Source organism: Aquirufa avitistagni, assembly GCF_042715545.1.
GTDB lineage: Bacteria > Bacteroidota > Bacteroidia > Cytophagales > Spirosomataceae > Aquirufa > Aquirufa avitistagni.
Window position 1 is genome coordinate 365,324 of the sequence record NZ_JBBKXZ010000003.1, and the last position, 11,893, is coordinate 377,216.

Sequence of the window (11,893 nt, forward strand, 5' to 3'; positions counted from 1 at the left end):
TTTATTAGTCTTTATGGGAAAGAGCGGTCATTGACCGCTCTTTTTTTTTGTATACTTGTAGGAAGCCTAGGCGTGTCCTTTAGCTTTGGCAATCCTTTCAGGTTTGCCAAAGCTAGCGCCTGAGGCTTGAACGTTTTTAATTTAACCTATATTGTCTCATGAAAAAATTACTACTCTTTTTATCAGTTTGTTTATTCGCCTTTCAATCCTACGGTCAGGAATATTACGAAATCAGAACGTATCATATGAAATTCAGGGGTAATACAAATCTCCTGGAAAGTTATCTAGCTAAATCATTTATTCCCGCGATGAATGCCTATGGCGTCTCAAAAATTGGCGTATTCAAAGATCTTGGCAAACCTGAGCCGGCAGTTGTTATCGTTACGATTCCCTTTAAATCGTTGATGGCCTATGCCGGATATAAAGAGGCATTGGAGAAAGATGCTACTTACCAAACAACATCACGTGCGTATTTTGATCAGGTAGGACCTGATAAACCGTTATTTGATCGGGTTTCCACCTATTTGGCGAAAGGATTTGCAGGTCACCCATCGATGAAATTACCTGTGACTAATCCGGGCCGAATATATGAATGGCGTACCTATGAAGCATATAACGAGGATGCATTGAAGCGTAAAATCGATATGTTCAATCAAGGTGAGCTAGCTATTTTTGATAAAGTTGGCCTACACAACGTCTTTTTCGGCGAGGTACTCGCTGGTGAAAACACCCCTTGTTTGAGCTACATGGTATCTTTTGAAAACATGGCGGAGCGTGATGCCAATTGGGGGAAATTTAGTGCTGATCCGGATTGGAAGCGCATGAGTGGAGATCCTCGGTATGCGAATAGCCATTCTCGGACAGTCCGCAAATTTTTGGAACCTACGAGTTACTCCCAGTGGTAAACATTCAATTAGTTATGCCGACGTTTGTTAATTAGGTTTTTTTATCTAAATTTGCAATCCTTTCTACGGGCATAGTATAATGGTAGTATGCAGGTCTCCAAAACCTTTGGTCAGGGTTCGAATCCTTGTGCCCGTGCAACGAAATTTTAAATAACCGACAATCGGTAAGATATGAGCAGTTTTACATCATTGATTAAGGATTCTTGGACGGAAGTAACCGAACAAGTTACTTGGCCAAAATTCACGGAACTTCAATCGAGTTCAGTATTGGTTTTAGTTGCCTCGTTGATTTTTGCCTTATTGGTAGGAGTCGTTGATTTGGCATTTAAATCTGGTTTGGATTTATTTTATAGTTCATTTTAAACACGGGTTTTTCCCAATCCTCAACGAGCAATTGCCATGGCAGAGACTAAATGGTACGTTTTGAGAGCAATCTCAGGGCAAGAAAAGAAGGTTAAGACCTATATGGAAAATGAGTTGGCGCGTCAAGGTGTGTCTGATTCAGTTCCACAGATATTAATTCCGACAGAAAAGATCTATGAAATCCGTAAAGGGAAAAAAGTGATTCGTGAGAAGAACTTGTTCCCAGGGTATATCATGGTGGAAGCAGATTTAGCGGGCGAGGTTAGTCACATTTTAACTTCGACACCTGGTGTTATTGGTTTCTTGCAAACAAATAATGAAGAAATCGAGGAGACGAAAATCGAAGGAGGAAAGACGAAGAAGGTCAAGGTTATTGTTAAAAAACCGATGCCTATCAACCAAGCAGAAGTTAATCGTATCTTAGGTAAAGTTGACGAGTCAGCCGCAGTCGAAGAATACGCTTCAATTAGCTTCATTAAAGGTGAAACAGTTCGTGTAATCGACGGTCCATTCGCAACATTCGAAGGTACGGTTGAAGAAATTCACGAGAATAGCAAAAAGCTATCTGTTATGGTTAAGATTTTTGGCCGTAATACGCCACTTGAATTGAATTATGCGCAGGTAGAAAAATAATAACTGACGTTTATAACTTAAGAACCCTGGATTCCAGGGTTTTTTTTTGACAAATCCAAAGTATTAGCATGATCAGCCGTATTAAACTAATTACTTATTTAATTGAGCTCAACGAAGCTGTCCTTTTTTACCCTAAGCTTAAACGCTTTTACAAAACGGTATTACCGGCTAATCCGACAATATTTGATGTGGGGGCCAACAAAGGACAATCGGCTGATTTCTTTTTGAAAATTCGTTCTACGGCACAAATTACATCTTTTGAACCTAACCCTAGTTTGTTTCAATTTTTAACCAATAAATATCAGGGCATAAAAAATATGACCTTAATTAATAAGGGCGTTTCAAATGCGAAGCAAATGCTAACTTTCTACATCAATAAACTGGATTTAACCTCTTCTTTCGAGCCACTAAATCCAGATAGTAAATATCTAGCGAAAAAAGCGCAGGTGATGGGCGTGAAGCCTACTGAAATAATTAGTGAGCAAATCGAAATAGAGACCATTGCCTTACGAGATTATATCGAAGAACAAGCAATTAAACATATCGACTTACTAAAAATTGATACCGAGGGTCATGAATTAAAATGCCTTACCGGATTGTTCCCATTAAAATCATGTCAAATTGATCGCATTCAAATTGAAAACCATCAAGATGATATGTATCAAACACTAGATAGCTTTGAATCAATACAATCGTTTTTACATGATCATGGCTACGTGATAGAGGTATCCATCAAACATGGTTTTGGCGATTTTTATGAGGTAATTTTTCAAAAATCCGCCTAACTTCTAGTTTTATCTAGAATTACTTTTGCATTTCAAAATAATATCCCTAATTTTGCAGTCCGTTTAAAAAGCGGCAATCTCTGTTTTGAAAATTTCAGAAGGGGATTGGGCTCCGAAGTCTTGTTACACGGAAGAGTCACCCGGAGGGGAATCAGATAAGGAAGCTTCCACCCTTATTGGCAGATAAACCTCTAATTCACTAAATAAACGATGTTTTAACATGGCAAAAGAAATAGCTGGCTACGTAAAGCTTCAATGCAAAGGTGGCCAAGCCAATCCTTCACCACCCATCGGTCCTGCATTAGGTTCGAAAGGATTAAATATCATGGAGTTCTGCAAGCAATTTAATGCACGTACTCAAGATAAAAACGGCGTAGTATTGCCGGTCCTAATTACTTATTTCGCGGACAAATCGTTTGAATTCGTTGTAAAAACACCTCCAGCACCAATCTTGTTATTGGAAGCAGCTAAGGTGAAATCTGGTTCAGCTCAACCTAACTTGAAAAAGGTAGGTTCAGTGACTTGGGATCAAGTGCGCGTGATCGCGGAAACTAAGATGCCGGATTTAAACTGTTTTACAGTCGAAGCAGCAATGAGTATGATTGCTGGAACGGCCAGATCAATGGGTATTACTGTTTCTGGTGATAAACCGTTCTGATTTAACCATCAGAAATAAACATTTTAATTAAAAGGTAATGGCAAAACTTACGAAGAAAATAAAGGAAGCCCTTTCTAAATACGATGCAACGCAAGCGTATTCGCTTGAAAAAGCTGCGGAGATTTTGAAAGAAATTTCTTATACTAAATTCGATGCCTCAGTGGATATTGATGTTCGCTTAGGAGTAGACCCCCGCAAAGCGGACCAAATGGTTCGTGGTGTGGTTGCCCTACCTCATGGAACTGGTAAAGACGTACGTGTACTCGTATTGTGTTCTCCAGATAAAGTAGAGGAAGCAAAAGCAGCCGGCGCAGATCACGTTGGATTAGATGATTACATTGCAAAAATCGAGAGCGGTTGGACCGATATCGACGTAATCATTACCATGCCAACCGTGATGGCGAAATTAGGCCGTTTGGGGCGTGTGTTAGGACCTCGCGGTCTGATGCCTAATCCAAAGTCAGGTACTGTAACTTTGGAAGTAGGAAAAGCAGTTAACGAAGTAAAAGCAGGTAAAATCGACTTTAAAGTTGACAAAACCGGTATCATCCATACCTCAATCGGTAAGGTGTCTTTCGGAGCTGATAAAATTGTAGATAACGCTTTAGAAGTAATCAACACGTTGATTAAATTAAAGCCTTCTTCTGCAAAAGGAACTTATGTAAAATCGATCAACTTATCATCGACCATGTCTCCGGGCATCATCATCGATAAGGGAACTGTAGCCGGATTGTAATCATGACAAGAGAAGAAAAAAATCAGATTATTGATGAGTTGGGCGAAAAGTTCGCAGCAACTCCGTACTTCTACATTGCAAGTACAGCCGGTTTAACTGTAGCTGAAGCAACAGAATTTCGTCGCATGTGTTTTGCGAAGGGTTTGGAATACAAAATCTTCAAAAATACATTAATCGCGAAAGCCCTTGCTAAGACAGGGACCGATTATACACCTTTCGACGCTGAAGTCTTGACAGGAATGTCTGGAATTATCTTCTCCCCAGAAGATGCTAAAATTCCAGCTAAATTGATCAAAGAATTCAAAAAAGCGGCAGGAAAGGATAAAATTACATTCAAAGGAGCTTCGATCGAAGGCGGTTTGTACATTGGCGAAGGTCAATTAGTAGCCCTAGAAAACATCAAGTCGAAAAACGAGATGATTGGCGAAGTGATTGGCTTATTGCAATCGCCTGCTAAAAATGTTGTTTCAGCATTGCTTAGCGGTGAGAAGAAATTAGCTGGTCTAGTGAAGACATTGTCTGAGCGTCCTGAATAATTTTAACACGTTTTACCGGAGCATAGCTCCAACACATAATTAATTTGTAACAATTAAATTTTAAAAAAATGGCAGATTTAAAAGCATTCGCTGAGCAATTAGTGAATTTAACTGTAAAAGAAGTAAATGAATTAGCTACTATCCTTAAGGATGAGTACGGTATCGAGCCAGCTGCTGCTGGTGCTGTTATGGTTGCAGGTCCTGCAGCTGGTGGCGCTGACGGTGGAGACGCTGCTGCTGAGAAAACATCTTTCGATGTAATCTTGAAAGCTGCTGGTCCTAACAAATTAGCAATCGTTAAATTAGTGAAAGACTTAACTGGTTTAGGTTTGAAAGAAGCTAAAGACGTAGTAGATGCTGCTCCAAAAGCAGTTAAAGAAGGCGTATCTAAAGACGAAGCTGAAGGTTTGAAAAAATCTTTAGAAGAAGCTGGTGCTGAAGTTGAAGTTAAGTAATCACTTACTTGATTTATAAAAAAAGGGAATGGCAACATTCCCTTTTTTTTGCTTTATTTGAACTCTAATTGCCCTTTTACCCATGCACGATTTAATTCAACTCCTCCCCGATGCTATCGCAAATCAAATTGCGGCCGGAGAAGTCGTGCAAAGACCCGCTTCCGTTGTCAAAGAACTCATGGAGAACTCCATAGACGCCGGAGCAACCCAAATCCAACTCATCATTAAGGATGCCGGAAAAGGAATCGTGCAAGTCATCGATAACGGTTCAGGCATGTCGGAAACCGATGCACGCATGTGTTTCGAACGCCACGCTACATCCAAAATCAGAAAAGCTGAAGACCTATTCCGCATCAAAACCATGGGATTCCGTGGCGAAGCCATGGCCTCCATCGCTTCTGTATCGCAAGTCGAACTAAAAACACGACGCCCCAGCGACGAACTCGGCACCCACATCAAAATTGATGGTTCCGTTTTCAAAGCACAAGAAAACATTCAATCCCCAATAGGGACATCCATTGCCGTCAAAAACTTGTTTTACAACATTCCAGCACGACGCAATTTTCTAAAATCTAACCCAGTTGAAATCCGACATATTTTAGATGAATTCCAACGAATCGCCCTAGCACACCCCGAAGTTTCCTTTTCATTCATCCAAAACGAACAAGAAACCTATGCACTACCTACTGAAAAACTAGGTAAACGGATTGTTGACCTTTTCGGAAAAAGCTACCGCGAACAACTTGCATCCTGCGAAGAAAATACCAATTATGTTTCCATAAAAGGTTATGTAGGAAAACCCGAACATGCGAAAAAAACACGTGGAGAACAATTCTTCTTTGTGAACGATCGATTCATCAAGAACTCTTACCTGAATCACGCTGTCATGAGCGCCTACGAACGCTTATTACCCGATGGAGCTTTCCCCTTCTATGTATTATTTCTAAGTATCGATCCCCAGCACATTGACATCAATGTGCACCCAACAAAAACAGAGATTAAATTCGATGACGAACGATCTATTTATGCAATCATTCAAGCGGCCGTTCGGAAAACACTCTCGATACATAATTTAATTCCTTCACTCGACTTTGATAGTAATGTCAATTTCAATAGCCCCTTTCGGGCAGAAGGACGCGGACAAGAACCTCAGTCTGCTTATACCGAATCACATAAGCCCAAGGCCGCGCACGACGCTTGGAAACAACTATACGAAGGTCTACAAAACAATATAGACGCTTTTGAACAACAGGCGCCGGCCCCACAAGCCAACTTATTTGCCAGCGGAATTAATTCATTCGACGAATCCACAACGATTCAAAGCAAAGCAAATGCGTGGGAACGCGGAACTGAAATCAATAATAAACTGCAATACATTCAAGTATTGAATAAGTATATTATCGTTAGCATGTCCAATGGCGCATTGGTCATCGACCAGAAACGTGCCTACCAACGGATTATGTACGATCAATTCATGGAGAATTTGAATCGAAAAAATGGTGCATCCCAACAAGTCTTATTTCCACAGTTGATGACCATTAACCCTGCCGACCAGGTACTCTTGGCTGAAATAGGTGCAGAAATTAATGATTTGGGCTTTCGTTTAGAAACGAATGAGCAGGGACAAACGCATATTGTAGGTGTACCAACCGAAATTGGGGATGAAGATGGGCAATCAATCCTTGAAGGCATTTTAGAACAAATTAAACATGCCGCTTCCGATTTAGATGTCAAACGATCAGAGAAGATCGCACAATCTATGGCCAATCGATCTGCCATTCGATTCCAACAACGTGCACTAAATCAAGAGGAAACTAGGTCGCTAATTGAACAATTATTCGCGAGCACAAATCCGAATTTCTCCCCAAATGGAGAAAGTATAAGTCAAATGATGCCAATGGCGTCTTTTGAAGGCTTATTTAGCTAACTCAACCGCACGATCACGCGCAGCATAAATACCCTGCTGTAGGCCTTCTCCCACAAGCTTTTCCTGAAAAACCCGTAGCGCAGCTTCTGTAGTGCCCCCTTTGGATGCCACAGCTTGAATCAATTCATCTAACGTTTTATCACTTGTTTGCATCAAATGATACGAACCTAACATGGTTTGCTTGACCAACAAAGATGACATCGCCGGGTCAAATCCCATGGCAACCCCCGCATCAATCATCGATTTAATCAAATAGAAAAAATAAGCAGGACCACTACCACTTAAGCCGGTAACAGCATCTAACAATTTTTCATCTTCCAAAAACACGGCACGGCCAGTAGAATTAATTAAATTCTCCACCTTTCGAATATCCGATAGACCTACCTGCTCCGCCGCCGCAAAAGCGGTCATCCCCATGCCTAAAAGCGCCGGTGTATTTGGCATCGCACGTATCACCAAATCATGCGAAAGACTTGACTGAATTTGAGCAATTGGAATTCCAGCCATAATCGATAATATCACTTGACTCATATTAATGTATGATTTCAAATCAAGTGAAACAGCTGGATAATCCTGAGGCTTAACCGACAAAATAATCAAATCAGCCTGCGAAATCTTGCTCGAAATTGTGTCAACCACAATGCCCGATTTCTGCTCTTGCAACTGCAAACCTCGCTCCTGGTTTTTCTCCACTAAGAGCAAATCTGCCTTTTGCACCAAATTGTATTGAATAAAGGAATTAGCAAATGCCATTCCCATATTTCCACAGCCAATGATCGCTACTTTCATATTTATTTCCCGCTAAACAAATTTTCTAAATATTGATTCAGGGTCTCGCCACGAAGGCCTTTGGCAATAATCTTACCTTGTGGATCAACTAAAAAAGTCATCGGAATAGACGAAACCTGATATGCCTGCGCTGCCACCGAATTCCAATATTGTAAATCTGAAACATGCTTCCAAGTTAGCTGATCTACTTCAATTGCTTTCAACCAGGCTTGTCGGTCCTTATCCAAGCTCACCCCATAAATTTCAAAACCTTTATCCTTATACTTGGCGTATGTTTTGATAACATTGGGGTTTTCGCGCCGACAAGGTCCGCACCAGCTTGCCCAAAAATCAATCAATACATACTTCCCGCGTAAAGAAGACAAAGGTAAAACAGTCCCCTCAGGAGTATTTAGGGCAATTTCTGGAGCTTCAGACCCTTCGGCAGCGCCCTTAAGTCGAGTCAAATTTTCAAGAAATGGCTTTACCTGGGGGTGATTGGGGCGGGCTTGTGCAAAACGAGCTCCAATTTCTTCCAAAGTTGCTAATTCAGATTCAGCTGGCAAAAAATTAGTCGCCCATAAGGCCACCAAATTTGTACCCATCTGAGGAATTAATGCCTTTATTTGCGTGAATTGCTCTTGCTGCGCTTGTTCAAAGGCTGCCTGAATGCGTGCCTGATCTTTCGGATTCTTCTGAAACTCCGCATTCCAAACGGCCACGCGCTTCTGTAAATTAGATGATAATTCAAGAATTTGATTCATAAACTGAATGTTAGGCGTATTGCCTTGGACACTGAATGCCCCACTCTTTTCAGGCGTATTGATTCCTTCCGCTTGAACACTAATTTTCTCTCCACCCTCCAAGATTAAAAGAACCTTCTGTGGATTAGCTATGTCAAAAAAGTTTACTAAATAAAAACCTCCTTGATCCAACACTTTTCCCTTAAATACAACTTCCTTTTTCGCATTAGGAAGCATGGAGTCTATTTTGACAGCCTGTCCACGTCCATTAATTACCTCTAGGAAAATGCGCTTAGAAGGAACTACTTGATTTGCTTGTACACGAACTTCATAGTCTTGCGCAAAAAGAGCACATGGGCCTAAAAATAAAAGGAAAAAAAATAGCTGTTTCATATTAGTTTTTATTTAGCGCTTCAGCGACTAACTGATTGACGCGTTTCGGATCCGCCGTACCCTTTGAACGTTTCATTACTTCGCCAATAAACAATGCGAGTAATCCTTTCTTCCCTTGACGATATTCGTTGACCTTTTCTGGATAAGCCGCTAAAGCCGCTTCAACAAAAGCTGGAAGCTCATCCGTATTTGATTGCACTAACCAACCTTGCTGTTCCACCAGGGTACTTGGTGCCAATGCAGGCGATTGCAAGCACAACGGAAATAATTGTTGGGCTGCTAAATTATGTGTTATGGTTCCTTTTTCGACTAGCTCAATGATCGCGGCCAATGTCTCAGGTGCCAACTCAAATTGCTCAATTGTTTTCCCTGAATCATTTAAGTGAGATTTAACGGGTCCCATAAGCCAGTTGGCCACCGATTTATACGCCTTCGTATGTGTAGTCGTTTCAACAAAATACAAAGCCATTTCACGCGTTTCGGCTAAGAAATGAGCATCGTAGGCTGATAGGTGGTAGGTATTAATCAATTGTAATTCTTGCTCCCAGGGTAACAGGGGCATGTTTGTTTTAATTTCGGCAATCCATTTATCTGAAATTTCCAAAGGCGCCAAATCCGGTTCCGGAAAATAGCGGTAGTCATTCATGGTTTCTTTAACACGCATGCTAGCTGTTTTGCCTGTATGCGCATCAAAAGTCCGCGTTTCTTGCACCAACTCTTCCCCAGCGAGTAACGCAGCTTCTTGTCGGCGACATTCATATTCAATTGCCCGTTGAATGTTACGCAACGAATTCATGTTTTTGATTTCGACCTTGGTACCTAAGGTTTGTGAACCAATTGGACGTAGTGAAATATTCACGTCTGCACGCAAGGATCCTTCTTCCATATTACCATCACAGATTCCAAGGTAGCGAACCAATTTTCGCACTTCTGAAATCATAGCAAAAGCTTCTTCGGCAGAATGAATTGCGGGTTCGGTAACCATTTCGATTAGCGGAGTCCCAGCTCGATTGTAATCAATGAAACTGAAAGGATTATCGCCTTCATGAAGTGATTTACCTGCATCCTCTTCTAAATGGATGTGGTGAAAAGGCAAATGCTTTGGACCAGCAGCTAAATGTACTTGAATGGAACCACCCATGCAGATGGGTGTTTTATCTTGGGTAATTTGGTATCCTTTGGGAAGATCGGGGTAGAAATAATTTTTGCGATCGAAGTTTTGCCAACGGGTTATTTCGCAGCCAAGGGCAATCCCCATTTTAATTGCAAATTCCACTGCCTTTTTATTTAGGTGTGGAAGTGTACCCGGGTGGCCGAGGGTAATTGGCGAAATAAGGGTATTTGCTTCTTGTCCGAACAATACGCGATCGCTAGCAAATATTTTAGAATTTGTTTGAAGCTGGGCATGAATTTCAAGCCCAATGACCGGTTCGTAAACAGCAGATTGATATGTACTCACTAAATAAAGATCTTAAACGATGCAAAACATCATAAAGATACAAAAACCTGCGTGTTAAAAAGCGCTAGGATTTGATTTTACAGGTGCAGGCTGATTTGTGTTTGAAATTAATCCAATACGCATAAGCGACAGATACGCCCAAAAGGGAGCCGAAAATCCACTCATCGGATTGTTGGCCTATAAAAATATCAATTAACTTAATAAACAATCCGATACCTAGAAATACCAATGGCCAAACATTTCGATGCAAGAGGTAGTCGGCAATAAGCAAATAAGCCGCCAACGCAAAACTACTTGCCACTAAAACCCACTCTACAACAGGACCAAAAGCGTAGGTCCCAATAAAATAGGGAGCAAAAAAAAGCACAAAAGGCATCGCCAAACAATGAATGGCACACGCAAAAGAAAGGAATAATCCTAACTTTTCGAGCGGCATAAATTGTTTGACGGGCTTTCGTTTAGACATATTACTAATTATTTAATAGTTACCGGAAATGTGACATCTACATCCGTAGATCCACCTTCTTCTTTACCAGTTTTAACGGCTTTACCATTAACAGGAGGCTGATGTTTAAGAATTACGTTGAACTTGCCAGTACCAGCAGCAAATTGAGATTTCACTTCCGAACGCAATCCAATTGGCATTCCTTTTTTATCTAAATCTTTAATCTGTACACTCAATAAGCTTAGTGGATTGGATTTAAATACAAACAAATGCACATCTCCCTCTTCTTCAACTTCTTTAGAAATATCAAAAGCAGGTTTCTTGGTTTCATCAAGTAATGACACCTTCATTTCATATGTAGTATTTTTGTCTAATTCGATTGGATCTACAGAATCCATTACACCATCCCCTTGCGTGTCTTTCCAAAAAAATGATTTAGTAGGAAGTGAGGCATTAGTTACTGGCTTGAATTCCAATTTGACGGTAGTAATTAATTCATTGTCATCATGTGGTTCATGCTCTTCCTTTGAACAACTTGTAGAAATAGCTAATAAAGCCAAAAATGTTATAATCTGTTTCATAGGTATTATTTAGTTTAATTGTAACAGTGGTACACGATACTATGATGCAAATATGCAACATTGTTGCAAAATAAACAAATAGTAAACAGATAAATTTAGAAGATAAAAGGAGTGGCTAGTCGTCAGTAATCAGTAACCAGTGTATAGTCCGGAGGGAATGAGTCCGAAGAAGAGGTAAGAGGTAAGAGGTAAGAAGTAAGAGGTGAGAAGTAAGAGGTGAGCGCTTTATGTTCCCTTCGGACTATCTCCCTCCGGACTCATTCCCTCCAGACTGACGACGAGCGACTATTGACTAGCGACTGACTACTGATTACTATCCACTGACTACTGACTACTTTTTGGGCACAAAAAAACCGCTCTCTTTCGAGGCGGTCTTTCTTAAATAACTTGGAGCTTACTTACTTTCCCGGGTTTGATCCCAGTATCATCAGCGGTGCGGGGCTTAACTTCTCTGTTCGAGATGGGAAGAGGTGAACACCCGTCCTATCGGCTCCATACTTTTTACA

The 11,893-nt window shown here is 40.8% G+C and carries 14 protein-coding genes, 1 tRNA gene and 1 rRNA gene; 10 read left to right on the top strand and 6 right to left on the bottom strand.

Annotated features, from left to right (window positions below; all coding sequences use genetic code 11):
* The first annotated feature begins 158 nt into the window (after positions 1-158).
* From U0R10_RS10095 to mutL, 10 genes are all read left to right on the top strand, one after another.
* Positions 159-905 (top strand): NIPSNAP family protein, encoded by a 747-nt coding sequence (locus U0R10_RS10095; RefSeq protein ID WP_377983845.1) that lies wholly within the window; start codon positions 159-161, stop codon positions 903-905.
* A 65-nt stretch (positions 906-970) separates the two neighbouring features.
* Positions 971-1,041: transfer RNA gene (locus U0R10_RS10100), tRNA-Trp, on the top strand.
* Positions 1,042-1,076: 35 nt separating this feature from the next.
* Positions 1,077-1,268, top strand: coding sequence for a preprotein translocase subunit SecE (gene secE, locus U0R10_RS10105; protein ID WP_377983846.1), 192 nt, complete (start codon positions 1,077-1,079; stop codon positions 1,266-1,268).
* Between the two features lie 36 nt (positions 1,269-1,304).
* Positions 1,305-1,901 (top strand): transcription termination/antitermination protein NusG, encoded by a 597-nt coding sequence (gene nusG / locus U0R10_RS10110; protein WP_377983847.1) that lies wholly within the window; start codon positions 1,305-1,307, stop codon positions 1,899-1,901.
* 68 nt (positions 1,902-1,969) lie between these two features.
* Positions 1,970-2,686, top strand: coding sequence for an FkbM family methyltransferase (locus U0R10_RS10115; protein WP_377983848.1), 717 nt, complete (start codon positions 1,970-1,972; stop codon positions 2,684-2,686).
* Between the two features lie 220 nt (positions 2,687-2,906).
* Positions 2,907-3,344, top strand: coding sequence for a 50S ribosomal protein L11 (rplK, locus tag U0R10_RS10120; RefSeq protein WP_377983849.1), 438 nt, complete (start codon positions 2,907-2,909; stop codon positions 3,342-3,344).
* A gap of 37 nt (positions 3,345-3,381) precedes the next feature.
* Positions 3,382-4,080: a 50S ribosomal protein L1 gene (rplA, locus tag U0R10_RS10125; RefSeq protein ID WP_377983850.1), complete on the top strand. Its 699-nt coding sequence runs from the start codon at positions 3,382-3,384 to the stop codon at positions 4,078-4,080.
* A gap of 2 nt (positions 4,081-4,082) precedes the next feature.
* Positions 4,083-4,616: a 50S ribosomal protein L10 gene (gene rplJ, locus U0R10_RS10130; protein ID WP_377983851.1), complete on the top strand. Its 534-nt coding sequence runs from the start codon at positions 4,083-4,085 to the stop codon at positions 4,614-4,616.
* A gap of 68 nt (positions 4,617-4,684) precedes the next feature.
* Complete coding sequence (gene rplL, locus U0R10_RS10135) at positions 4,685-5,071, top strand: 50S ribosomal protein L7/L12 (protein ID WP_377983852.1); 387 nt, start codon at positions 4,685-4,687, stop codon at positions 5,069-5,071.
* A gap of 82 nt (positions 5,072-5,153) precedes the next feature.
* Positions 5,154-6,998, top strand: coding sequence for a DNA mismatch repair endonuclease MutL (gene mutL / locus U0R10_RS10140; protein WP_377983853.1), 1,845 nt, complete (start codon positions 5,154-5,156; stop codon positions 6,996-6,998).
* Here mutL and proC read toward each other — a convergent pair.
* From proC to rrf, 6 genes are all read right to left on the bottom strand, one after another.
* A complete protein-coding gene (gene proC, locus U0R10_RS10145) occupies positions 6,987-7,787 on the bottom strand; it encodes a pyrroline-5-carboxylate reductase (protein ID WP_377983854.1) in 801 nt (266 codons plus the stop codon). The genes mutL and proC overlap by 12 nt on opposite strands.
* Before the next feature lie 2 nt (positions 7,788-7,789).
* Positions 7,790-8,902: a TlpA family protein disulfide reductase gene (locus U0R10_RS10150; protein ID WP_377983855.1), complete on the bottom strand. Its 1,113-nt coding sequence runs from the start codon at positions 8,900-8,902 to the stop codon at positions 7,790-7,792.
* A gap of 1 nt (position 8,903) precedes the next feature.
* Entirely contained in the window at positions 8,904-10,361 is a 1,458-nt protein-coding gene (gene gatB, locus U0R10_RS10155) for an Asp-tRNA(Asn)/Glu-tRNA(Gln) amidotransferase subunit GatB (protein WP_377983856.1), read from the bottom strand.
* A gap of 64 nt (positions 10,362-10,425) precedes the next feature.
* Positions 10,426-10,827: a MerC domain-containing protein gene (locus U0R10_RS10160; protein WP_377983857.1), complete on the bottom strand. Its 402-nt coding sequence runs from the start codon at positions 10,825-10,827 to the stop codon at positions 10,426-10,428.
* An 8-nt stretch (positions 10,828-10,835) separates the two neighbouring features.
* Entirely contained in the window at positions 10,836-11,387 is a 552-nt protein-coding gene (locus U0R10_RS10165; protein WP_377983858.1) for a hypothetical protein, read from the bottom strand.
* A 385-nt stretch (positions 11,388-11,772) separates the two neighbouring features.
* A 5S ribosomal RNA gene (gene rrf / locus U0R10_RS10170) occupies positions 11,773-11,884 on the bottom strand.
* Between the last annotated feature and the right edge of the window lie 9 nt (positions 11,885-11,893).

What these genes read in the sequence shown, in the direction of transcription:
- U0R10_RS10095 (WP_377983845.1), top strand. Translation starts at nt 159, where the DNA reads ATGAAAAAATTACTACTCTTTTTATCAGTTTGTTTATTCGCCTTTCAA.
- secE (WP_377983846.1), top strand. Translation starts at nt 1,077, where the DNA reads ATGAGCAGTTTTACATCATTGATTAAGGATTCTTGGACGGAAGTAACC.
- nusG (WP_377983847.1), top strand. Translation starts at nt 1,305, where the DNA reads ATGGCAGAGACTAAATGGTACGTTTTGAGAGCAATCTCAGGGCAAGAA.
- U0R10_RS10115 (WP_377983848.1), top strand. Translation starts at nt 1,970, where the DNA reads ATGATCAGCCGTATTAAACTAATTACTTATTTAATTGAGCTCAACGAA.
- rplK (WP_377983849.1), top strand. Translation starts at nt 2,907, where the DNA reads ATGGCAAAAGAAATAGCTGGCTACGTAAAGCTTCAATGCAAAGGTGGC.
- rplA (WP_377983850.1), top strand. Translation starts at nt 3,382, where the DNA reads ATGGCAAAACTTACGAAGAAAATAAAGGAAGCCCTTTCTAAATACGAT.
- rplJ (WP_377983851.1), top strand. Translation starts at nt 4,083, where the DNA reads ATGACAAGAGAAGAAAAAAATCAGATTATTGATGAGTTGGGCGAAAAG.
- rplL (WP_377983852.1), top strand. Translation starts at nt 4,685, where the DNA reads ATGGCAGATTTAAAAGCATTCGCTGAGCAATTAGTGAATTTAACTGTA.
- mutL (WP_377983853.1), top strand. Translation starts at nt 5,154, where the DNA reads ATGCACGATTTAATTCAACTCCTCCCCGATGCTATCGCAAATCAAATT.
- proC (WP_377983854.1), bottom strand. Translation starts at nt 7,787, where the DNA reads ATGAAAGTAGCGATCATTGGCTGTGGAAATATGGGAATGGCATTTGCT.
- U0R10_RS10150 (WP_377983855.1), bottom strand. Translation starts at nt 8,902, where the DNA reads ATGAAACAGCTATTTTTTTTCCTTTTATTTTTAGGCCCATGTGCTCTT.
- U0R10_RS10160 (WP_377983857.1), bottom strand. Translation starts at nt 10,827, where the DNA reads ATGTCTAAACGAAAGCCCGTCAAACAATTTATGCCGCTCGAAAAGTTA.
- U0R10_RS10165 (WP_377983858.1), bottom strand. Translation starts at nt 11,387, where the DNA reads ATGAAACAGATTATAACATTTTTGGCTTTATTAGCTATTTCTACAAGT.